The organism is Pseudomonas sp. P1_A1 (assembly GCF_056406935.1).
Map to the genome: position 1 here is coordinate 74028 of NZ_JBFTZE010000020.1, position 22382 is coordinate 96409.

Here is a 22382-nt window from a genome sequence, read left to right on the forward strand (position 1 = left end):
GATGCGCCTGCGGTTACTACTCGGTCTGCTGTGCAGTCTGGCGGGAGTTGCTCACGCAGCACCTGCCACGACAGCGACCACACCTCACAAGGCTTATCTGAGCCTGATCATCGATGACCTGGGGCAGAACCTGCCCCGGGATCGTCGCGTGCTGGCCCTGCCCGGCCCGGTCACCACGGCAATCATGCCCGATACACCCCACGCCACCGAATTCGCCCGCGAAGCCCATCGCGCCGGCAAGACTGTCATTCTGCATATGCCCATGGACCCGGCCACCGGACCATTCGCCTGGCATCCCGAGTTGCCCATCGAAGAACTCGAAAAGCGCCTGAACGCCGCGTTCAACATGGTGCCCTATACCGCCGGCATCAATAACCACATGGGCAGCCGCATGACCGCTCAGCAACCGGCCATGGCCTGGCTGATGGCGGATTTGCAGCGCCGGCACAAGTTCTTCGTCGACAGTCGCACCAGCGCGCAAACCGTGGCGGCGGCCGAGGCGCAGAAGATCGGGTTGGCGAGTGTTTCGCGGGATGTGTTTCTGGATGATGAGCGCACGGAAGCCGCGATCTTTACTCAACTACAGACGGCGATCAGCCTGGCGCGCAAGCAGGGTTCGGCGGTGATGATCGGGCATCCGTATCCGCAGACGCTGGCGGTGCTGGAGCGTGAGTTGCCCAAGCTCAAGGCACAGGGAATTGACTGGATCGACATCAAATTGATGATCAGCGTGCGCAGCAATCGTGCCACGGCAGCGCACGGCAAGGATGGCCAGTACCGCCTCCCGACCGCCCGGTAATTACTCGCAGCCCACTCCATTTCGCGATAACTATTTATACCTGCCGGTACACCGACCCGTGCCACGATAGCGCTCACCCTGAATTTCATCACCAAGGAATGGACATGAAATACATCAGCTTCTTTTACTTCACAGGCTTGATTAGCCTGCTGGCTATTTCCGCCGTGCAGGCTCGCGATTTGGGCGAAGGCGCCGTCAACGATTCCCCTTCAAGAGCCCTGCAAAACAGTGAGCACTTTTATGAACTCTGGAGCGGCGTGGGACGACTCAGTCTCCAATCGGGCGAGACCTGCAGCGCCGTTCTACTGGATACGCGAAACAGACAAGGCCAAGCCACAGGCCCAGCTTACCTGCTCACCAGCGGTCATTGCGTGTTCTTTGAGTACGGTTCGGCGCGGACCAATCTGTCTTTGAAAGCCAGCGTCACCTTCCACTACTTTCATGACGTGCCACAGCGGAAGCGCCAATACGCCATCCGGACTGCGCGATGGAGCAGTCTGGTCGGGACCGATCTTGCAGTACTCGAGGTCGACGCGACATTGGCGTCGCTGATACAGGCCGGGGTCAAGCCGCTCAAACTGGCGTCCCATCAAACCTACGAGAGTCAGGATGCGCTTAACGTTGGCGCGCCGAGCGGCTTTAAAGAACAGGGGCTTCGATTGAGTGCCTGCGCCGAACAAACCGCCGGAACATTCATCGATCACCCCGGGGTGTTCCCTTTGTCCATGAAAAACAGCTGCGATCTTCATGCTGGCAGCTCCGGCAGCCCGATGCTGAACCGCCGCACCAACGAAATCACCGGCATCGTCAGTAAAGTCGTGGCCTCGCGCAATACACCAGCGCCGCCCGACTGTGAGCACTCGACGTCTTGCAAGGCCGCCCGCTTCAACTACAGCTACTCGGCCAACTTTCTGCACAAGTGTTTTATTGACGGTGTCTTCACCCGCGATGGAGCGGACTGTTCGCTGGAACCGGTCGAGCTGACTGTCTCGGAGCCTTGGAAGCTCAAGTCATACGTTCATAAAACGCAAAACGCGCAGGGTCAGATCGTATTGCCTACGTGGGATTTCAGGTTCTCCCTCGAGGCGCCCTTCTATCGCTATAAAACGGTCAGTAACGCCAGGGACTGCAAGGCTCCCGACAATTACAGCGCCGCCACCAGCGCTGAAGATGCTTACATCAATACTGAAATCGGGCCACAAAACGGCGCACATGCGCTCTGTATTATCGGTGTCGCCTCTGGGGAACAGCAGTTGACAAGGGCGACGTTGAATAACGTGTTTACAAGTGCCGTGTACTTGAGCCCGACGCCGGACACTACGCTTCAGACACATCGAGATAATTGCTACAGATAGCGCCCCATGATGTCGTCCACCACGCCTTCTTTGCGCAGCTGATCCAGCGCTGCCTGAAGCTTGGCCACGACGTCATCCGGCACATCTTTATTCAGCGCCAGGTACAACTCGGCGCTGTTGAAGCGCAGCACGGTCTTGAGCCCGTTCACGCCTTCCTGGCGCGCCAGATAGCGGCCTGCCGGGTCACCGGTGGCCCACAGGTCGATCTGGCCATTGATCAGTTTTTTGGCGTCGTCCTGATCCCGCAGCACAACAATCGGTTTCAATCCTTGCTTGGCCAGTGTCTCGGCAATCGCATCACCCTTGTAGGCGCCAATCTTGTATTTGCGCGCCTGCTCCAGCGACTCGAGGGTGATCTTGCTATCGGCCTTGGCCAGCATGATCCAGTCGTCCGGGCCGATAGGACCGACCCACTTGAAGAGTTTCTCGCGGTCCGGCAAGCGCGCCATCACGAACACGCCATAACCGGGTTTTTCCAGGGCGAGCTTGTAGATTCGCTCCCAAGGGAAACGCAGCGTCAGGCTGTAAGTGATGTCGGCGCGTTTGAACATCTCGCGGACGATATCGACGGCAATACCGTTGATGTTCTCGTCCTGAGCGAAGTTCTTGCCGTTCTTGGCCATGTTGTATGGCGGGAAGTTTTCCGTCAGCAACACCAGGTCGGTGGCGGGGCTTTCTTCGGCGCGAGCTCCATTGATAAGCAATAGAAAAGCGCTGGCGAGGGCAAGCAGAAAGCGTTTGGTCATGTCGGGTTACCAAAATCCATGGCATGACAAAGAGTGCCCTGAGCCCGGGCATGGTGTCTACTGGCCTTTTGATAACAATGCGCCGATATCTTCAGAATCATGCGCATTGCAGCCATTGAGGTAAATAGTTACCACCTCCTCCTCTTGCCTGACTGATTAATTAGTGATGACCGGTAACAGCCCGGATTTCAATCACATGAATCAGAGAGCTCTATCAATGAACCCGTTCCACGTACTTCTTACCAGCGCATTGTGCTCAATGTGCGCACCGTGTTTTGCGAACAGCAACGATTATGGCGAAGGCCTGCAGAACCTGGCGCCTTCCAAAGTCCTTGAAAATACCGATGGTGCTCGAGACCACTGGCAAGGTATCGGCCGCCTTGCTATCAACAGCGGCTCCTGTACCGCAGCCCTTTTGGACACGCGCGATGATATCGAGCCTGACACCCCCGCTTACGTACTCACTGCGGGACACTGCATTGAATTGACCAATGGCAACATCGTGACCGACAAGCCAGTCAAAGGAACCATCACATTCAATTACTTTACCGACGCCTCCGGATTCAAGACCTATCCACTAAAGACGACGATATGGCGAAGCATGCAAGGTGTTGATATGGCCATAGTCGAACTTGATGTCAGCCTTCAGAAGCTCATCGAGGACGGCGTACAACCGTTAAAATTGGCGCGCGAAACACCAGCGAACGGTACCGATGTATTGATCGTGGGGGCGCCAAAAGGCTTTGACCAAACGACATTGCGCATGGCGGGCTGTACGCTGCAACCTGCCAAGGACATTGTTGAAGACCCTTGGGTGTGGCGTAACACGTTTATGACCCGCTGTCAGGATATCCGGGGAGGCAGCTCCGGAAGTCCATTACTGGATCGCTATTCCAATGAAATCGTGGGTGTTATTGGAACAGGCAATTTTGATGAGAGTATTGTTCCATGTCGCACTCATGCACCCTGCACACCCGTTGGAGACGTTTATCAGGCAATTCCGGGAAATGTGTATGGCAACCCCACGGCATTTCTCAATGGATGTTTCTTGCAAGGTCGGATTGCTAAAAACCCGCCGTCGTCTTGCCAACTCTTCCCGGCGTTCACCGTCGACACTGGCGCTACCACGCTGGAAAGTTACCGACGGGTCAAACAGCAGGATGACGGTTCAATTGCCATCCCGACCTGGAAYTATCGATTCTCGATCAGCACCGACTTTTATCGCTATAAAACAGTGCGCAAGGCAATGGAGTGCGAGAGCCCTCATCACTACAGCGATGTTGAGGGCTCAGCGAATGCCTTCATCAATTCCGAAATAGGGAGTGAACCCGGTCACTATTTTCTGTGCATTCTCGGATTGGATTCTGCGACGCAAAAACCCGAATCGGGGCTTCTGAAAAATGCATTGTCCCTGCCAGTCGAGATACTGGATAACAAGCCAACCACCCCGCCTGATCTGTCGATCATCACCGAAGTTTTTGTGACCCTGGCCAAAGCAGAGGAGCCGCACAGGACCTATTCGATAAAATATGGTCCCGCCGCAACGACAGACTGCAATCAACCTGACAAATACAGGAACGACGTGGAGATGGATTTCTTCGTTCCAGGCGACAAGCTTCCGGGCAAGCTCTGCTCTATTGCCTACGACAAGTCGGGGCAGGCGTCAGAACCGAGGGTCGACTTGTTGGGCCTCGCGACAGACACTCACGAGGCGGCGACCCCCAAGGCTGAAATTGCCAACTGACATCGGCCCGGTAGTTTTTTCCGGACGCGTTATCGCATCACGATCCCGCGATGCGCCATGTAGGCCTTGGCTTCCTGAACGGTGTATTCGCCGAAGTGGAAAATACTCGCCGCCAACACCGCACTCGCGTGGCCTTCGAGAATGCCATCTGCCAGGTGCTGCAGGTTTCCGACACCACCAGAGGCGATCACCGGAATCCCCAGCGCATCGCTGATGGCGCGGGTGACACCCAGGTCGAAACCGTTTTTCATGCCGTCCTGGTCCATGCTGGTCAGCAGGATTTCGCCGGCACCGAGGCCTTCCATCTTCTTCGCCCACTCAACGGCGTCGAGGCCGGTTGGCTTGCGACCACCGTGGGTGAAGATTTCCCAGCGCGGGGGTTCGCCCGGGCCGGAAACTTTCTTGGCGTCAATGGCGACAACGATGCACTGCGAGCCGAAATGCTGCGCTGCTTCACCGACAAATTCCGGATTGAACACCGCGGCGGTGTTGATCGAGACCTTGTCCGCGCCAGCATTGAGCAGGTTGCGAATGTCCTGCACGGTGCGCACACCACCGCCCACGGTCAGCGGGATGAACACCTGGCTGGCCATGCGCTCGACGGTGTGCAGCGTGGTGTCGCGGCCGTCGACGCTGGCGGTGATGTCGAGAAAGGTAATCTCGTCGGCACCCTGCTCGTCGTAGCGACGGGCGATTTCCACCGGGTCACCGGCGTCGCGAATATTCTCGAACTTGACGCCCTTGACCACCCGGCCGTTATCCACGTCCAGGCAAGGGATGATGCGTTTGGCCAGCGCCATGGTCAGTCCTCAGCCTTTGTACGAATCGCAGAAAGCTTGCGCTTCAGCAACATCGAGGGTGCCTTCGTAAATCGCCCGGCCGGTGATGGCGCCGATGATGCCTGGCGCCTTGGCGTCGAGCAGCGACTTGATGTCACCCAGATTGTGGATACCGCCGGATGCAATGACCGGGATCTTCGTCGCAGCAGCCAAAGCAGCGGTGTAAGAGACGTTGCAGCCCTGCATCATGCCGTCTTTGGCGATGTCGGTATAAACGATCGCGGACACGCCGTCGGCTTCGAAACGCTTGGCCAGGTCAATGACCTGCACGGTGCTGACTTCGGCCCAACCATCGGTGGCGACAAAACCGTCTTTGGCATCCAGACCGACGATCACTTTACCCGGGAACGCGCGGCAGGCTTCAGCAACGAAAGCCGGATCTTTCACGGCCTTGGTGCCGATGATCACGTAGCTCACACCCGCTTTCACGTAGTGTTCGATGGTTTCCAGGGAACGGATACCGCCGCCGATCTGAATCGGCAGGTTCGGGTAGCGCTTGGCGATGGCGGTGACCACTTCGCCGTTGACCGGCTGGCCTTCGAACGCGCCGTTCAGGTCGACCAGATGCAGACGACGGCAACCGCCCTCCACCCACTTGGCAGCCATGCTCACCGGGTCATCGGAGAACACTGTGGAATCTTCCATGCGGCCCTGGCGCAGACGAACACAGGCACCGTCTTTGAGATCGATAGCGGGAATAATCAGCATCTGGCAAACCTTCAAATTCGAGTGTTCAGCTTCGCTCGGAAATCAGTTTTTCTCGAGCGCCCACAGGTCGCTTTCGATGCTTTCGAACCTCTCTTTGAGGTGCGTCTGCACATCGAAAATCGCCCTGTTGTAATAGTGCGGAGCAATTTCGCGGGTAAACAGCTCAAGGATTTCAGCCGCTTCGAACGAACCCAGGTCCAGTTCGAAGCGATCTTCCATGAAGCGTTTGATCTTCTGGTTCGCCTCGTTCTCCTGTTCAGGAGTGAGGGTCAGGATCGGCGGCTTCTTCTTGACGGCCATTTACCAGCGACCATCCCACGCGGCGAAGTTCTGCAGCAATTGCAGGCCATGGGTATGGCTCTTCTCCGGGTGGAACTGCACGGCGAAACGCGAGCCATCGGCCAGCGCGGCGGCGAAATCAACCCCGTAATGGCCGCTACCGACCACCTGCCGCGCATTGCCGGCAGCGATGTAGTAGCTGTGCACGAAGTAGAAGCGCGCCAGGTCCGGAATGTTGTGCCACAGCGGGTGAATCACCGTCTGCTTCACTTCGTTCCAGCCCATGTGCGGCACTTTCAGGTGCTCGCCATCTTCGTGCAGATCCTTGCCGAAGAACTTCACCTGGCCTGGAAACAGACCGATGCAGTCGACGCCATCGTTCTCTTCGCTGCTGTCGAGCAAGGCTTGCATGCCCACGCAAATGCCAAGGAACGGACGGTCCTGGCTGACTTCACGCACTAGCGAATCAAAGCCCAGGCGACGGATCTCCGCCATGCAATCGCGAATCGCGCCAACGCCGGGGAATACCACCCGGTCGGCTTCGCGAATCACGTCGGCATCGCTGGTGATCAAGACCTTGCCGGCGCCGACGTGCTCGAGGGCCTTGGCCACCGAGTGCAGGTTGCCCATACCGTAATCGATAACCGCGACCGTCTGCATTACAGAACGCCTTTGGTCGAAGGCATTTGCCCGGCCATGCGGTCATCCAGCTCCACGGCCATGCGCAGCGCGCGGCCGAAAGCCTTGAACACGGTCTCGATCTGGTGGTGGGTGTTGTGCCCACGCAGATTGTCGATGTGCAGGGTGACGTTGGCGTGGTTGACGAAACCCTGGAAAAACTCCTGGAACAGGTCAACGTCGAAGCCGCCGACGGTAGCGCGGGTATACGGAACATGCATCTGCAGGCCAGGACGGCCGGAGAAGTCGATCACCACACGCGACAGCGCTTCATCGAGCGGCACGTAGGCGTGGCCGTAGCGACGGATGCCTTTCTTGTCGCCGATGGCTTTGGTGAAGGCCTGACCCAGGGTGATACCGACGTCTTCCACCGTGTGGTGGTCGTCGATATGCAGGTCGCCCTTGCTGACAATATCCAGGTCGATCAGCCCGTGACGGGCGATCTGGTCCAGCATGTGCTCAAGAAAAGGCACACCGATATCAAATCGGGCCTTTCCGGTGCCATCCAGGTTGATCGAGGCTTTGATCTGGGTTTCCAGAGTGTCGCGCTCGACAGACGCCATACGTTCGGCCATCACCAGCTCCGCAAAAAATCATTGGGGCGAAAAAGGCAGCCATTATAGGGTCGCGGGCGCTAAACAGAAACACGGGAGGTGATATCACTGACGGAGTGAACCCCGTGTTGTCGGGGATAGACATGTCCGTACAAGCAAAAAGATCGCAGCCTTCGGCAGCTCCTGACCGAGTCCACACTATGTCATGTGAACGCTGACTGTAGGAGCTGCCGAAGGCTGCGATCTTTTCAGGCATAAACCCGATGTGCCTGACACAACACATGCCAGGCACAATGCATCTCTTAATGGAACAGCACCGCTGTTTTCTGCAGGGTCACCCAAACACCCCACGCCAACGGAATCCCCACCACCAACCACGCAGCCACCGCCAAAGGCTTGGTGCCCGCATCCGCTTTCCACTCCAGCACAGTGCTGGCGTCAGCACCCTTGTCGTGGCCCAGCGCCTGTTCGGCGGCCAGTTCGGCGTCGGTCATGAAGTACTTGTCGGCCACCGGGCGCACCAGCAGGTTGCAGATGAAACCCAGCACCAGCAGGCCCGCGAGGATGTACAAGGTGATGTCGTACGCCGCGGCACGTTCAACGCCGATGCTCAGCTGATATTCACGCAGGTAGTTCACCAACACCGGCCCCAACACACCCGCCGCCGCCCAGGCTGTCAGCAGACGACCATGGATCGCGCCGACCATTTGCGTACCGAACAAGTCTGCGAGATAGGCAGGAACAGTCGCAAAACCACCGCCGTACATCGACAGGATGATGCAGAACGCCGCCACGAACAGCGCAACGCTGCCCAGGTGACCGAGGTTCGGGATCAGCGCGTACAGGGCGAAACCCAGGGCGAAGAACACAAAATAGGTGTTTTTGCGGCCCAGGTAGTCCGAGAACGAAGCCCAGAAAAACCGGCCACCGATGTTGAACAGGCTCAGCAAACCGGTGAAACCGGCAGCAATGGCGGCGATCGAGGCCAGTTGCGTAGCGTCCAGTTGACCGAACGTCAGGTCGTTGCCAAGCAATTTACCGGCGAACACTTCCTGCAACAGCGGCGAAGCCATGCCGAGGATGCCGATACCCGCCGAAACGTTCAGGCACAGCACCAGCCATACAAGACGGAATTGTGGGGTTTTCCACGCCACATTTACGTGGACGTGCCGGTGAGTGATCATCGCGTTCGAAGCTTTTTTCGCCGGAGCCGTCCAGCCTTCAGGCTTCCAGCCGGTTGGCGGAACGCGGTAGGACAGTGCGCCACCGATCATGAACACGAAGTAGATCGCAGCCATCACCAGGAAGCTCTGCCATACACCGACGCTGGTTGGCGAAGCAAAGTGGCCCATCAGGGCCGCAGCCAGTGGAGCGCCGACCATCGCGCCGCCACCGAACCCCATGATTGCCATGCCGGTCGCCATGCCGCGCTTGTCCGGGAACCACTTGATCAGGGTCGAGACCGGCGAGATGTAGCCCAGGCCCAGGCCGATACCGCCAATGACCCCGGAGCCGATCCACATCAGCCAGATCTGGTGGGTATAGACCCCCAGCGCCGAAATCAGCAGACCGCCACACCAGCACAGTGCCGATACAACACCTGCCTTGCGTGGGCCTGCGTGTTCGAGCCAACCGCCCCAGATCGCTGCCGAGCAACCCAGGAAGATGAAGAACAGGGTGTAGATCCAGCCGAGCATCGAGATCGGCCAGTCGCATTGCGACGAAAAGACCTGAGCGATGAAGCTCATGTCCGGCGCACAAGCCACGGCTTTGGTGACGCCCAGGGCTTTGGACAGCGGCAGCCAGAACACCGAAAAGCCATAGGCCATGCCGATGCACAGGTGGATGGCCAGAGCGGCCGGTGGTACAAGCCAACGGTTAAAACCGGGCTTGGCGATGATGCGCTCCTTGGACAGGAACGCGGGCCGGTCGGCAAAGCCGTCCGCCGTGATGCTCGTAGTCATGGTGTTTCCCCCAATTATTAGTAGGGTTCGCCAGCCGCCCCTCACCCCCAGCCTTTATGCACGCAGACATGACTGTTTTTAGGTGAAGCTTCATTTTGGTGCGACATCACGTCGCAGAAGGACGGACGAACGGGCAGAGGTTACCATTTGCACGTGACAGAAAAACCAAACTGATATCACCTTTTGTATGTCATCCGATCTCGTACCACTGGATGAGCATTGTTTTCACGGGGAATGGCTCCGTTTAACTTCACAGGAATTTCCATGCCGATCATTGTCGAGCTGCTGAACCAGGCCACTTATCAGGATCAGCAAGATCTACAGAAGATCTACCGCGACGCCCCGAACTGGCTGTTTGCGCCATTTGCAGGGGATAGCGGGCTGATCGAAGCGTGCCTGCTGGACAGTTCGCTGATCGCCGGACGCTTCAACGATCGATTGCTGGGCGCAGCACGGTTGCAACGGCACCATGACACCTGGCATTTGTCCCATCTGTGCGTACGAAAAATCACCCGTCGTCGTGGTGTTGCCGAGCGCCTGGTGAGCGAAGCGCAGAAAATGGCGGCGCAATCGGGCGCGACATTGCGCCTGCTGGCGCCTGCCGGGCACCTCGAAGTCCAGGCGCTGGCGGCTAAGCTGAAGGTGCCGCTGGATGTGCTTCCGACGTGATCGTCTGACCGGTCTGCCACTTCGGAGCGCTATACTCCCCGGCTAAATTTCGAATTCGACTAATACAAGGACTCGCCCATGAAAGCGTTCGGCAAAATCCTGGGTCTGGTACTTCTCGGGCTGTTGCTGATCATTGTGGCGCTGGGCTTTGCCCTGACCCACCTCTTCGATCCCAACGACTATAAAGACGAGATTCGCCAGATTGCCCGCGACAAGGCCCACATCGAGCTGACGCTCAATGGCGATATCGGCTGGAGCCTGTTCCCCTGGCTGGGCCTGGAATTGCATGAAGCCAGTGTGGCAACCCTGGCCAAGCCCACCGAGCCGTTTGCTGATCTGCAGATGCTCGGTCTGTCGGTCCGTGTAATTCCGCTGCTGCGCCGCGAAGTGCAGATGAGCGATGTGCGCGTCGAAGGCCTGAACCTGCGCCTGAACCGTGACAAGGACGGCCACGGCAACTGGGAAGACATCGGCAAGGTGCCAGCACCTGCTGCTGCGACGACCTCGACCACAACGCCCGCCACCCCCGGCGAACCCGCGCCAACGACCACCGCCCAGGCCGAAAAACCGGCTCAGCCGGTCCGCCTGGACATCGACAGCCTGACCGTCAACAACGCCCGCGTTGAGTACAGCGATGAGAAAACCGGCAAGCAGTTCAGCGCCGAGAGCATCCAGCTGAGTACCGGCCCGGTCCATGACTCGACCAACATCCCGGTCAAACTCACGGCGTTCCTGGGTACCAACCAACCGGTTCTGCGGGTGCGGACCGAGCTGGCCGGCGAGCTGCGCTTCGAGCGGGCGCTGCAACGCTACAAGTTCGAAGACATGAAACTCTCCGGCGAAGTCTCTGGCGATCCGCTGCAAGGCAAGACCATGACCTTCGCCGCTCAAGGTCAGTTGCTGCTGGACAAGGCCGCCAACGTCGCCGAATGGACCGGCATCAAGATCTCCGCCAACCAGTTGCGCGCCTTGGGTGAACTGAAAGCCAACGACCTCGACAAGACCCCGCAAATCAGCGGTGGCCTGTCGATTGCCCAATTCGATCTGGCGAAATTCGTCGACAGCATCGGCCAGAAACTCCCGGCGATGGCCGAAGGCAGCCTGAGCAAAGTTGAACTGGTCAGCCAGGTTGCCGGCACGCCGACCAGCCTGTTGCTCGATAACATCAACCTGAAACTTGACGACAGCAACTTCAGCGGCCGCATCGCCATCGAAGACTTCGCCAAGCAATCGCTGCGGGCAACCCTCAAGGCTGACACCTTCAACGTCGACCGTTACCTGCCGCCGAAATCCGCCGAAGCCAACAGCGCAACTCAGGTGCGCAAGGCTGAAGTGGCCAGCACCGAGGCCGATGCCCTGGCCGGCCCTGGCAGCACACCGCTGCCGCCATCACCGACCAAAGGCCCGTGGAGCAGCGACCGTCTGTTCCCGGTGGAGCGCCTGAGCAAACTCGACGTGGACGCCGACCTGACCTTCGGCCAACTGATCCTCGACAAACTGCCCATTCAGAACGCGACGCTCAAGGCTAACGGCCAGGGCGGCTTGCTGACCCTGGAGAACCTGCGCGGCGATCTGTACGACGGTAACTTCGAAGCCAAGGGCACCCTGGATGTGCGCCAGCAAGTGCCGGCACTGAACATGCAGACGCGCATCAACAACGTGCCGGTGGAGAAAATCCTCGAAAGCCAGGGGAAGAATCCACCGGTCAAAGGCCAGGTCACCCTCAACAGCACCCTGACCGGCAGTGGCAATAGCGAGAGCGCGCTGATCGACAGCCTCAACGGCAACGCCAGCTTCGTCATCAATAACGGCATGCTGCTCAATGCCAACCTTGAGCAACAACTGTGCAAAGGCATCGCCACCCTGAATCGCAAAACCCTCAGCGGTGAGCCACGGGGCAAGGACACTCCCTTCGAGGAGCTCAAGGGCAACCTGACTTTGCGCAACGGCGTGGCCAATAACCCGGACCTGAAAGTGCGCGTCCCGGGCATGACCGTCAACGGTAACGGCGACATCGACCTGCGGGTGCTGGGCATGGATTACCGCCTGGGCATCATCGTCGAAGGCGACAAGAGCGACATGCCAGACCCGGCTTGTCAGGTCGGCGAAAAATTCGTCGGCATTGAATGGCCGCTGCGCTGCCGTGGCCCGCTGGAGCTGGGCGCCAAGGCTTGCCGTCTCGATAATGAACGCATGGGCCAGGTCGCCAGCAAACTGGCCGGCGAGCGCATCAGCGAAAAAATCGACGAGAAACTTGGCGATAAAGTCAGCCCGGAACTGAAAAACGCGCTCAAGGGGCTGTTCAAGCGATGAGAGCCGAGCAGTTTTCAACGGCCGTGCTGGATTGGTACGACCGCCATGGCCGCCACGATTTGCCTTGGCAACAGGGCATCACCCCTTACCGGGTGTGGGTCTCGGAAATCATGTTGCAGCAGACCCAGGTCAGCACGGTGCTGAACTACTTCGACCGGTTCATGGCCTCGCTGCCAACCGTCGAAGCCCTGGCCGCAGCACCGGAAGACGAAGTACTGCACCTGTGGACCGGCCTCGGTTACTACACCCGCGCGCGCAACCTGCAAAAGACCGCGAAGATTGTGGTCGCCGAATATGACGGCGAGTTTCCCCGTGATGTGGAAAAACTCACCGGGCTGCCAGGTATCGGCCTGTCCACCGCCGGGGCGATTGCCAGCCTGAGCATGGGCATCCGCGCGCCGATCCTCGACGGCAACGTCAAACGGGTGCTGGCGCGCTTTACCGCGCAAGAGGGTTATCCCGGCGAGCCGAAGGTCGCCAAACAGCTGTGGGCGAACGCTGAGCGCTTCACGCCGCATGATCGGGTCAACGCCTACACCCAGGGGATGATGGATCTGGGCGCCACGCTCTGCACCCGCAGCAAGCCGAGCTGCCTGCTCTGCCCACTGAAAAAGGACTGCGAAGCACACATGCTCGGCCTGGAAACCCGCTACCCGATCCCCAAGCCACGCAAAGCCGTGCCACAGAAGCGCACGCTGATGCCGATGCTCGCCAACGGCGACGGCGCGATTCTGCTTTACCGACGCCCTTCCACGGGCCTGTGGGGCGGTCTCTGGAGCCTGCCGGAACTCGATGACCTCGACGACCTGCAACATCTGGCTTCGCAGCACTCGCTGGAACTGGGCAGCCAGCAGGCACTGCCGAGCCTGGTGCACACCTTCAGCCACTTTCAATTATCCATCGAACCCTGGCTGGTGCAGGTCCAGGAGGCCGGCCATCACGTGGCCGAGGCCGACTGGCTCTGGTATAACCTCGCCACCCCGCCGCGCCTGGGCCTTGCTGCCCCGGTCAAAACCTTGCTCGAGCGCGCGGCCGCCGTATTGAACGCAGGAGAGTCGTCATGACCCGCACCATCATGTGCCGCAAGTACAAAGAAGAACTGCCCGCCCTGGAGCGCGCTCCATTCCCGGGTGCAAAAGGTCAGGACATTTTTGACCACGTCTCGGCCAAGGCCTGGGCCGACTGGCAGAAACACCAGACCCTGCTGATCAACGAAAAACGCCTGAACATGATGAACGCCGAAGACCGCAAATACCTTCAGGGTGAGATGGACAAGTTCTTTTCCGGCGAGGATTACGCCAAGGCTGAAGGCTACGTTCCACCTGCTCAATAATTGATCAAAATCCGGGGTCGGCACGTAAGCGACGGTAATAATTAAATATTTTTTGAAAACTTGCTTGACGACCCCCTGAAAAACCCGTTTAATGCGCCCCGTTGCCCAGATAGCTCAGTCGGTAGAGCAGGGGATTGAAAATCCCCGTGTCGGCGGTTCGATTCCGTCTCTGGGCACCAAATACCGAAAACCCTGAATCGCAAGATTCAGGGTTTTTTTATGCCTGCGATTTAATCGGACATCACGCAAGCCACCTCTCCTGACTAGTTTTGACCGCCCCAGTGGAAAACCAGATTGCGAGCGGCACCACTGCCTACATCCGCTGTATCACGCCGCACCTCACCTTTATGCGTGGCGATAACGGTGTACTTGCCGGCAGGCAGCTGAACGTATACCAGCGGCCCAGCCCCACTCAGTGTCAGCACGGTCTGCCCTGCGGCTTTCTGGATGACCACTTCCACATCTGGAATGTATTCGTCCTGAGGCCCGGTGGAGAAGGTCATGTGCAGGTTGTAGCCCTTGGTTTGTTGAATGGCTTTAGCCTCGTCCTCTCCAATCCCCCCGGACAGGTAGGTAATCCCGTTTTGCTGTTGCTGCTGGACTTGCACGGCTGAGCTGTCGATCGGCTCAAGGCTGGCGGCGTTAAGCACGACTGGCAACAGCAGTACGCCGACAGCGGCGATGGACAGCATGAATGAATGGACGTACTTCATGATGGCGACTCCCGGGTTACACAGAACCCATTCGTTACTCCTTTTAGATTTATCGCTGAATACTCAAGTTTTAGATCGATTCGGAATTGGGCTACTGCGAATCGGACTACACGATTTGCTCCTCAAGTACGAGCTGTAGTCGGTGGCGTCCTGCAAGACGAATCCGGTATTTCCTTCCGGTTTACCAGCAGCGCCCGGCATCGCCGACTATCGCTCTCTTGCCATCCTCTTGCGCCTGTTCCCTCCAGCTGCGGAAGATGTCATGAGCCACCTCAAACCCGATAACACTCAAGATCCACAAATGGCTTCACTGCTCGGCAGTCTTGGCGAACTGATCCGGGAAGCGCGTCAGAAGGTGCTGCGAGCGGTCGATACCGTTCAGGTGCAAACCTGTTGGCAGATCGGCCGGCATATTGTGGAATTCGAACAGGAAGGCGCTCGGCGGGCGGCTTATGGCAAGCAGCTGCTATCGACGCTGGCCAAAGTCCTGACTTCCGAGTTTGGAAAAGGTTTTGACGAACGCAATCTGCCATACATGCGGGACTTTTATCAGACCTTTCCAATTTGGAACGCAGTGCGTTCCGAATTGAGCTGGACCCACTACCGCAGACTGCTACGAGTCGATAACGACAACGCTCGCCACTGGTACATGAACGAATCAGCACTCCAGAACTGGTCAAGTCGCGCCCTTGAGCGCCAGATCAACACCCTCTACTACGAACGCCTGCTGGCGAGCCGCGACCGGGTTGCCGTCAAGCAGGAAGCCGCCACCAACATCCAGCAAATGAACGCCAGCCCTCGGGATTTCATCCGGGACCCCGTGCTACTGGAGTTTCTCGGCCTGCCCAATGCGGGCCTGGTTCAGGAAAGCGAACTTGAACAAGCACTGATCGATCAACTTCAGGGTTTTCTGCTCGAACTGGGCAAAGGCTTCGCCTTCATCGCTCGCCAGCAACGCATCAGTACCGAGAGCAAAGACTTCTACATCGATCTGGTGTTCTACAACTACCTGCTCAAGTGCTTCGTCATCTTCGACCTCAAGCGTGGCGTACTGACCCACCAGGATGTCGGCCAGATGGACATGTATGTACGCATGTACGACGACCTCAAGCGCGGACCGGAGGACGGCCCCACCGTTGGCCTCATTCTCTGCGCGCAAAAAGATGAATCGGTGGTGCGCTATTCAGTGCTGCAAGGCAATGAACAACTGTTCGCAAGTACCTACAGACTGGTGCTGCCGAGTGAGGAGGAACTTCGCACAGAACTGGATCGGGAATGGGCGGTGCTTGAGGAACGGTTACTCAAACGCCCCCGATAAGCGCGGGCAGATTGTTCATAAACGGCATGACGACTATGGTGAGTAGCTCGCCGCCAAGGTTCAAAGCCGATGAACTTACAGGACATGCCCTCACTGGCCCCGACTCAATTCGAGTTGCCGTTGCCCACCCGCACACCTGGCGAATCCTTCAAGGAACCCGCCGCCGATGGCTTCCTCCTTGGCGGCTTCACCTGGCGGCACACCCATCAAGACCCAACTCGCCCGGTGGTGATCATCAACGCCGCCACCTCAGTCCGTTGCCGACACTATTCGCGCTTCGCCGATTACCTGTTCGCCAACGGCTTTGACGTGATCACTTATGACTACCGTGGCATCGGCGAGTCGCGCCCCGCTTCGCTGAAAGGGCTTGAGGCCTCATGGTCTGACTGGGGCGCGCTGGATTTCGAGGCGATGCTGCAAAGAGCGCAACGCGAATTTGCGGGACAACCCATCAATGTCGTCGGCCACAGCTTCGGCGGCTGTGCTGCGGGACTGGGCGCTTCCGGCCATGTGATCCGACGCCTGGTGACGGTGGGCGCGCAATTCGCTTACTGGCGCGACTACGCCCCCGCTCATCGTTGGCGGATGCTCGTCAAGTGGCACGTGGTGATGCCGTTGATGACGATGCTTTGCGGCTACTTCCCCGGCAAACGCCTGGGTTGGCTCGAAGACACCCCCACCGGCGTGGTTCGCGACTGGAGCACGCCCAGCAACCGATATGAGAAGCGCCCCAGCGGTCGCCTCATCCACGCTAGAACCGGTCAGCTCCCCTTCGCCAACGTCAGCGCACAAACACTGGCCATCAGCCTCAGCGACGATCCCTACGGCACGACACCCGCTATCGAGCGCCTGCTCGGCTACTTCACCAACAGTACAAATACCCACCTGAGAATCACGCCTGAGGACATCGGCGAAGAAGAAGTCGGACATTTCGCCTTTTTTCGCAGCGCATACCAAGCCACACTATGGCCCATTGCATTGTCCTGGCTGCAGACCGGCGAGCTGGCCCCCAATACACCCGGGCGGCGAGTGCCCCGCAACTGATTTGATGCACCCTCTCAACGAATTACGGAATGACGCCCATGGCCTCCGCCAACAAGCAGAACAAACGCGCCTCCCGCGCCAAAGCCAAGGCCAAGCAGAACCGCACCCAGCGGGCCGCCGCGCCAGTCGAGCTGGACCCGAACGACGATCGCATCGACTTCGAATCGGTGGACCTGACCGAACTGTTCAAAAAAATGATCGACGCCGAAAAAACCAGCCAGCAAGCGATGTGCACGGCCTTCCTTGAAGACCCGCTGCTGGAACTGGTGTACGAGCAGGAAGGCGAAGAAGGTGCAACGGACTTCATCCTTGCGGCGCTGATCGAGTACCGCCAATGGTCCACCGAGACCGACGAAGCCGGCGCCCTGGCGTGGATCGAATCCCCGGCCTTCCAGGCTGATTACGTGGCGGCGTCCGACGCCATCGCGGCCCAAACCCAACAGAAAACCCACTGAGTTCCCATGGCATCCCTGAATAAGCAACAGAAACGCGCCAAACGCGCAAAGGCCAAAGCCAAACAGATCCGCATGGTCGGCAGAAAGCCTGCCGATCTGAACGATGACCTGGGTGAGATCGGCGAGCCGATCCCGGAATACACCCTGGCGATGTTCAGCAAAATGCGTGACGCCGAAGCCACCAGCCGCAACGACATGCTGCTGACCCTGCTGTCGAACCTTGCCGGCATCATCAGCGACCATCCAGAACTGCTGGATATGGAAAACGCCGACAACGAAGCCATGGCCGCCACGCACCTGGCCGCCGACATGCTGATCGACTACCGCATGTGGGCCGATGGCATGGACCGCGATACCGCCCAGGCCTGGCTGACCGATCCGCAATTCATCACCGACTTTGGTGATGCGCTGGACAGTTATCGTCAGTCGCTGGACCTGCCGGTCGAAAAGACCAAGTAACGCTACCCCGCAAGAAAAAAACGGCCGCGAGTCATCACTGACAGCGGCCGTTTTTTTGTAACCATAAATCTGTCGTGACTACCCACCCTTCGTCAGTCGCGACGTATATCCCATTGACATATCCCGCCGAAATTCTATTCTTTGACTTCAAGCACCAGCAAAGCGCAGGAGGCCACCATGGAACAAACCACCCTTTTTATGAGCAATCGAAGCCAGGCCGTCCGCCTGCCCAAAGCCGTCGCAATGCCCAGTGATGTGAAACGAGTCGATGTGATCGCTATCGGCAGGGCTCGCCTCATCACCCCGGCAGGAGAAGCCTGGGACAGCTGGTTCGATGGTGAAGGCGTGAGCGCAGACTTCATGGCCGACCGTGAACAGCCAGCCGATCAGGAGCGTGAGTCGTTCTGATGATCAAATACATGCTTGATACCAATATTTGCATCTTCACCATCAAGAACAAACCGCTGGCTGTTCGCGAAGCCTTCAATCGTCATCACGGCCAGCTGTGCATCAGCGCCATCACCTTGATGGAGCTGATCTACGGCGCCGAAAAATCTGYCTCACCGGAAAAAAACCTCGCTGTCATCGAAGGTTTTGCTGCCCGTCTTGAGATCTTGCCTTTTGACTATGAAGCAGCCGCGCACACCGGAATGATTCGCTCGGAACTGGCTAAAGCAGGGACGCCAATAGGCCCTTATGACCACATGATTGCCGGCCACGCACGCTCACGAGGATTCACCATCGTGACGAATAACCTTCGGGAATTTGAGCGTGTATCCGGTTTACGGGTTGAAGACTGGGTTCACCCCGATTGAACCAGGCACAACAGACAAAACAAAAACGGCCGCGTGTCATCACTGACAGCGGCCGTTTTGCGTTACGCGGTACGGATCAGCTCAGCACCACAGCGCCCAGTTTCTGCAGCTTGCGACGACGCGCCACAAACAGACCGGCAGCCACCACCAACACGCTCAGCAGACCCGTCGCGAGGATCTCCACGCGATGCGCTTCCTGGAACAGCATGATGGTCAGGGCGGCGATGATGAATACGATCACCGCGTAGGTCAGACCCGGGAACAGCCACATGCTGAAGGCGATTTTTTCACCGCGAGCCATGCGCTGTTTGCGCATACGCAATTGCGAAAATGCAATCACCAGGTACACCAGCAACGCGATGGCGCCAGAGCTGGCCAGCAGGAATTCGAACACGGCAGCCGGGGCCACGTAGTTGGCGAAGACTGCAAGGAATGCCGCAGCGGTCGACAGCATCACGGCCCAGTAAGGTGTGCCGCTGCTATTGGTGCGCTGGGAAACGGCCGGCGCGTCGCCGCGTTTACCCAACGAGAACATCATCCGCGAAGCGGTGTAGAGCGCGGAGTTCAGGCAGCTGGTGACCGCAACCAGAACCACGATATCAACGATCAGCTTGGCATTCGGGATCCCCATGCGCTCCAGCACGGTCTGGTAGGAACCAACGCTGGCCAGAATCGGGTCGTTCCACGGCACCAAGGCCACAACGATGAAAATGGAGACGAGGTAGAACAAGCCAATCCGCCAGATGACCGAGTTGGTGGCCTTGGAGATCTGCTGGCCAGGGTTCTTCGATTCCGCGGCCGCGATGGTCACGATCTCGGTGCCCATGAAGGAAAACATGGTGGTCAGAATGGCGCCGAGCACCGCGCCCATGCCGTTTGGCAGGAAGCCTTGAGTGTCAAACAAGTGCGACACGCCGCTGACCTGGCTGGTGGGCAGGAGGCCGAAGATCGCCAGAATGCCCAGACCGATAAAGCCGATGATCGCCACGACTTTGACCAGGGCGAACCAGAACTCGAACTCGCCGTAGTTCTTCACGCTGAACAGGTTGGTCACCGTCAGCAGTAACGTGATGACCAAGGTGAAGGCCCAGATCGCCACGTTCGGGAACCAGGCATGCAGAATGGTCGCCGCAGCGTTAGCTTCCAGCGGGATGACCAAAACCCAGAACCACCAGTAGAGCCAGCCGATGGTGAAACCGGCCCAGTGACCGATCGCACGATCGGCATACGTCGAGAAGGAGCCTGTATCTGGCGATGCAACGGCCATCTCGCCGAGCATGCGCATGACCAGAACCACCAGCGCACCGGCGGCAGCGTAGGCCAACAGCACGGCCGGGCCTGCAGCGGCGATGGCGTGGCCGGAGCCGACGAACAGGCCGGCACCGATAACCCCGGCGATCGACAGCATGGTCACATGACGCGGTTTGAGCCCCTGTTCGAGGCCATTGGAGCTTTGCGTACTGCTCATTGAAACTACCTTTGCCTGGAAATCGATTCAGTCCACCCCGCCTGAAAATCCCTTCTCGTAAAAAGAATCCAACAGAGTGTTCCTTATTCTGCACGCAATAATTGCGCCAAAATGTTTCACGCCCCCGGTATACGCGGCCTGTGCGCCGATGGAGCGCTTATCGCAAGTCATTGAGATTAATGGCATTTAGCCAGAGCGTTACCTTGCCACCCACTTCAGGAACGAATCCATGCACCGGAAACACACCCAAAAAGGCAGGCGCGCACAATAAAAGTGCAGATCAGGAACGTTTGGCCGGTTAGCGCTTCCAACACCCCGCCAAAGCTGGCAACATCGCGCCTTTTTTTACGGGACAGCCGGACCACATCGGGTTCAAACGGCTGTTCGGTTGATAGCAGCGCGACAGTCTGCTGTACCGATGCGACAACCTGCCACATGCCATCCGTTTACCGTCCCGAGCGCTGTTGGCTGCCATTCGAACGCTATGCTAGCTTGGCCGCCTCGCCAGGAAGGCGACCAACAGCAGGAGCGCAACACACTATGAGGAACGCACATGGCTGAGGCCACGCCCGCGCTTGAAATCCGCAACTTGCACAAACGCTACGGACAGCTTGAGGTGCTCAAAGGCATCTCGCTGACCGCCCGCGACGGCGACGTGATCTCGATCCTGGGCTCCTCCGGTTCCGGCAAGTCCACGTTCCTGCGTTGCATCAACCTGCTGGAAAACCCGCACCAGGGCCAGATCCTGGTGGCCGGCGAAGAACTCAAGCTCAAGTCCGCCAAGAACGGCGAACTGGTCGCTGCCGACGGCAAACAGATCAATCGCCTGCGCAGCGAGATCGGTTTTGTATTTCAAAACTTTAATCTCTGGCCGCACATGACCGTGCTCGACAACATCATCGAGGCCCCGCGCCGCGTACTCGGTCAGAGCAAGGCCGAGGCCATCGAAGTCGCCGAAGCCCTGCTGGCCAAGGTCGGCATCGCTGACAAGCGCCACGCCTACCCCGCACAACTCTCCGGCGGCCAGCAGCAACGTGCAGCCATCGCCCGCACTTTGGCAATGCAACCCAAGGTGATCCTGTTCGACGAACCCACCTCCGCCCTTGACCCGGAAATGGTCCAGGAAGTACTTAATGTCATCCGCGCACTGGCCGAAGAAGGCCGTACCATGCTGCTCGTGACCCATGAAATGGGTTTCGCCCGCCAGGTTTCCAGCGAAGTGGTGTTCCTCCACCAAGGCTTGGTAGAAGAACAAGGATCGCCGCAGCAGGTATTCGAAAACCCGCTTTCGGCGCGCTGCAAACAATTCATGTCCAGCAACCGCTAACGGAGCTACCCGCATGCAGAACTACAAAAAGATCTTCCTGGCTGCGGCCGTCACCCTGGCCTTCAGCGCCGGTGCCGTCGCCGAGACCTTGAAGATGGGCATCGAAGCGGCCTACCCGCCGTTCAACAACAAAGATGCCAGTGGCAATGTCGTCGGCTTCGACAAAGACATCGGCGACGCCTTGTGCGCCAAGATGAAAGTCGAGTGCAGCGTGGTCACCTCCGACTGGGACGGCATCATCCCGGCCCTGAACGCCAAGAAGTTCGACTTCCTGATCTCCTCGATGTCGATCACCGACGAGCGCAAGCAAGCGGTGGACTTCACCGAACCGTACTACTCCAACAAGCTGCAGTTCATCGCCAAGAAAGACGTCGACTTCAAGACCGACAAGGCTTCGCTGCAGGGCAAGGTGATCGGCGCCCAACGCGCGACCCTGGCCGGTACCTGGCTGGAAGACAATATGGAAGGCGTCGAAGTCAAACTCTACGACACCCAGGAAAACGCCTACCTGGACCTGACTTCCGGTCGTCTGGACGGCATCCTGGCCGACAAGTACGTCAATTATGAGTGGCTGAAAAGCGACGCCGGCCGTGCTTACGAATTCAAGGGCGACCCGGTGGAAGAAAGCGACAAGATCGGTATCGCCGTTCGCAAGAACGACCCGATCCGCGAAAAGCTGAACGCAGCTCTGAAAGAAATCGTCGCTGACGGCACCTATAAGAAGATCAACGACAAGTACTTCCCGTTCAGCATCTATTGATTCTGACCTGCCTGACCGGCGCCGTTCGCTGACGGCGCCAGT

At 58.4% G+C, this 22382-nt stretch carries 25 protein-coding genes and 1 tRNA gene; 16 read left to right on the plus strand and 10 right to left on the minus strand.

All coding sequences use genetic code 11. The annotated features are described in order from the left end of the window. The first annotated feature begins 1 nt into the window (after position 1). Positions 2 to 799 (plus strand): divergent polysaccharide deacetylase family protein, encoded by a 798-nt coding sequence (locus tag AC1D2Q_RS24400; RefSeq protein ID WP_477814821.1) that lies wholly within the window; start codon positions 2 to 4, stop codon positions 797 to 799. A 104-nt stretch (positions 800 to 903) separates the two neighbouring features. Further along, a complete protein-coding gene (locus tag AC1D2Q_RS24405) occupies positions 904 to 2154 on the plus strand; it encodes a trypsin-like serine peptidase (RefSeq protein ID WP_477814822.1) in 1251 nt (416 codons plus the stop codon). On the opposite strand, the gene AC1D2Q_RS24410 is transcribed toward AC1D2Q_RS24405, so the two are convergent. Next, the gene (locus tag AC1D2Q_RS24410; protein WP_477814823.1) at positions 2145 to 2900 is read right to left on the minus strand and encodes a substrate-binding periplasmic protein; all 756 of its coding nucleotides are present in this window, start codon (positions 2898 to 2900) and stop codon (positions 2145 to 2147) included. The genes AC1D2Q_RS24405 and AC1D2Q_RS24410 overlap by 10 nt on opposite strands. A 217-nt stretch (positions 2901 to 3117) precedes the next feature. Between AC1D2Q_RS24410 and AC1D2Q_RS24415 the strand changes: the two genes are divergently transcribed. Further along, complete coding sequence (locus tag AC1D2Q_RS24415) at positions 3118 to 4644, plus strand: trypsin-like serine peptidase (protein WP_477814824.1); 1527 nt, start codon at positions 3118 to 3120, stop codon at positions 4642 to 4644. A gap of 29 nt (positions 4645 to 4673) precedes the next feature. Here AC1D2Q_RS24415 and hisF read toward each other — a convergent pair whose 3' ends face one another. From hisF to AC1D2Q_RS24445, 6 genes are all read right to left on the minus strand, one after another. Continuing rightward, positions 4674 to 5444: an imidazole glycerol phosphate synthase subunit HisF gene (gene hisF, locus AC1D2Q_RS24420; protein ID WP_018929212.1), complete on the minus strand. Its 771-nt coding sequence runs from the start codon at positions 5442 to 5444 to the stop codon at positions 4674 to 4676. A gap of 9 nt (positions 5445 to 5453) precedes the next feature. After that, a complete protein-coding gene (gene hisA, locus AC1D2Q_RS24425; RefSeq protein WP_305410829.1) occupies positions 5454 to 6191 on the minus strand; it encodes a 1-(5-phosphoribosyl)-5-[(5-phosphoribosylamino)methylideneamino]imidazole-4-carboxamide isomerase in 738 nt (245 codons plus the stop codon). A gap of 42 nt (positions 6192 to 6233) precedes the next feature. Next, the gene (locus tag AC1D2Q_RS24430; protein ID WP_050682512.1) at positions 6234 to 6491 is read right to left on the minus strand and encodes a DUF2164 domain-containing protein; all 258 of its coding nucleotides are present in this window, start codon (positions 6489 to 6491) and stop codon (positions 6234 to 6236) included. Further along, the gene (hisH, locus tag AC1D2Q_RS24435) at positions 6492 to 7130 is read right to left on the minus strand and encodes an imidazole glycerol phosphate synthase subunit HisH (protein ID WP_018929214.1); all 639 of its coding nucleotides are present in this window, start codon (positions 7128 to 7130) and stop codon (positions 6492 to 6494) included. Then, on the minus strand, positions 7130 to 7723 hold the full coding sequence (hisB, locus tag AC1D2Q_RS24440; RefSeq protein ID WP_007939452.1) for an imidazoleglycerol-phosphate dehydratase HisB: 594 nt from the start codon (positions 7721 to 7723) through the stop codon (positions 7130 to 7132). Before hisB ends, hisH begins: the two co-directional genes overlap by 1 nt. Before the next feature lie 281 nt (positions 7724 to 8004). Next, on the minus strand, positions 8005 to 9666 hold the full coding sequence (locus AC1D2Q_RS24445) for an OFA family MFS transporter (protein ID WP_477814825.1): 1662 nt from the start codon (positions 9664 to 9666) through the stop codon (positions 8005 to 8007). A gap of 264 nt (positions 9667 to 9930) precedes the next feature. Between AC1D2Q_RS24445 and AC1D2Q_RS24450 the strand changes: the two genes are divergently transcribed. The 5 genes from AC1D2Q_RS24450 (at position 9931) to AC1D2Q_RS24470 (ending at position 14160) form a co-directional block, all read left to right on the plus strand. Next, positions 9931 to 10335, plus strand: a complete 405-nt coding sequence (locus AC1D2Q_RS24450; RefSeq protein WP_477814826.1) for an acetyl-CoA sensor PanZ family protein — start codon at positions 9931 to 9933, stop codon at positions 10333 to 10335. Between the two features lie 78 nt (positions 10336 to 10413). Continuing rightward, positions 10414 to 12648, plus strand: coding sequence for an AsmA family protein (locus AC1D2Q_RS24455; RefSeq protein ID WP_477814827.1), 2235 nt, complete (start codon positions 10414 to 10416; stop codon positions 12646 to 12648). Beyond that, the gene (gene mutY, locus AC1D2Q_RS24460) at positions 12645 to 13712 is read left to right on the plus strand and encodes an A/G-specific adenine glycosylase (protein WP_477814828.1); all 1068 of its coding nucleotides are present in this window, start codon (positions 12645 to 12647) and stop codon (positions 13710 to 13712) included. The genes AC1D2Q_RS24455 and mutY overlap by 4 nt, the downstream gene beginning before the upstream one ends. Then, positions 13709 to 13981, plus strand: a complete 273-nt coding sequence (locus AC1D2Q_RS24465; protein WP_428632600.1) for an oxidative damage protection protein — start codon at positions 13709 to 13711, stop codon at positions 13979 to 13981. Before mutY ends, AC1D2Q_RS24465 begins: the two co-directional genes overlap by 4 nt. Before the next feature lie 103 nt (positions 13982 to 14084). Next, a tRNA-Phe gene (locus tag AC1D2Q_RS24470) sits at positions 14085 to 14160 on the plus strand. A gap of 84 nt (positions 14161 to 14244) precedes the next feature. On the opposite strand, the gene AC1D2Q_RS24475 is transcribed toward AC1D2Q_RS24470, so the two are convergent. After that, positions 14245 to 14694 (minus strand): carboxypeptidase regulatory-like domain-containing protein, encoded by a 450-nt coding sequence (locus AC1D2Q_RS24475; RefSeq protein ID WP_428632602.1) that lies wholly within the window; start codon positions 14692 to 14694, stop codon positions 14245 to 14247. A 262-nt stretch (positions 14695 to 14956) separates the two neighbouring features. Between AC1D2Q_RS24475 and AC1D2Q_RS24480 the strand changes: the two genes are divergently transcribed. The 6 genes from AC1D2Q_RS24480 (at position 14957) to vapC (ending at position 18785) form a co-directional block, all read left to right on the plus strand. Continuing rightward, positions 14957 to 16012 (plus strand): PDDEXK nuclease domain-containing protein, encoded by a 1056-nt coding sequence (locus AC1D2Q_RS24480; protein ID WP_477814829.1) that lies wholly within the window; start codon positions 14957 to 14959, stop codon positions 16010 to 16012. 69 nt (positions 16013 to 16081) lie between these two features. Then, positions 16082 to 17056 (plus strand): alpha/beta hydrolase family protein, encoded by a 975-nt coding sequence (locus AC1D2Q_RS24485; RefSeq protein WP_477814830.1) that lies wholly within the window; start codon positions 16082 to 16084, stop codon positions 17054 to 17056. A 38-nt stretch (positions 17057 to 17094) separates the two neighbouring features. Continuing rightward, the gene (locus tag AC1D2Q_RS24490) at positions 17095 to 17511 is read left to right on the plus strand and encodes a hypothetical protein (protein WP_477814831.1); all 417 of its coding nucleotides are present in this window, start codon (positions 17095 to 17097) and stop codon (positions 17509 to 17511) included. A gap of 6 nt (positions 17512 to 17517) precedes the next feature. Continuing rightward, positions 17518 to 17970, plus strand: a complete 453-nt coding sequence (locus AC1D2Q_RS24495; protein WP_305410821.1) for a hypothetical protein — start codon at positions 17518 to 17520, stop codon at positions 17968 to 17970. A gap of 177 nt (positions 17971 to 18147) precedes the next feature. After that, positions 18148 to 18378: a type II toxin-antitoxin system VapB family antitoxin gene (vapB, locus tag AC1D2Q_RS24500; RefSeq protein WP_305410820.1), complete on the plus strand. Its 231-nt coding sequence runs from the start codon at positions 18148 to 18150 to the stop codon at positions 18376 to 18378. After that, a complete protein-coding gene (gene vapC, locus AC1D2Q_RS24505) occupies positions 18378 to 18785 on the plus strand; it encodes a type II toxin-antitoxin system tRNA(fMet)-specific endonuclease VapC (protein ID WP_477814832.1) in 408 nt (135 codons plus the stop codon). The genes vapB and vapC overlap by 1 nt, the downstream gene beginning before the upstream one ends. A 76-nt stretch (positions 18786 to 18861) precedes the next feature. On the opposite strand, the gene gabP is transcribed toward vapC, so the two are convergent. Together gabP and AC1D2Q_RS24515 are read right to left on the minus strand one after the other, a co-directional pair. Further along, positions 18862 to 20253: a GABA permease gene (gabP, locus tag AC1D2Q_RS24510; protein WP_018929225.1), complete on the minus strand. Its 1392-nt coding sequence runs from the start codon at positions 20251 to 20253 to the stop codon at positions 18862 to 18864. 215 nt (positions 20254 to 20468) lie between these two features. Continuing rightward, entirely contained in the window at positions 20469 to 20690 is a 222-nt protein-coding gene (locus tag AC1D2Q_RS24515; protein WP_156043987.1) for a hypothetical protein, read from the minus strand. A 116-nt stretch (positions 20691 to 20806) separates the two neighbouring features. Here AC1D2Q_RS24515 and AC1D2Q_RS24520 point away from each other — a divergent pair, with 116 nt between their 5' ends. Together AC1D2Q_RS24520 and AC1D2Q_RS24525 are read left to right on the plus strand one after the other, a co-directional pair. Continuing rightward, the gene (locus AC1D2Q_RS24520) at positions 20807 to 21580 is read left to right on the plus strand and encodes an ABC transporter ATP-binding protein (RefSeq protein WP_018929226.1); all 774 of its coding nucleotides are present in this window, start codon (positions 20807 to 20809) and stop codon (positions 21578 to 21580) included. Between the two features lie 13 nt (positions 21581 to 21593). Next, positions 21594 to 22340, plus strand: coding sequence for an ABC transporter substrate-binding protein (locus tag AC1D2Q_RS24525; protein ID WP_477814833.1), 747 nt, complete (start codon positions 21594 to 21596; stop codon positions 22338 to 22340). Positions 22341 to 22382 lie beyond the last annotated feature (42 nt).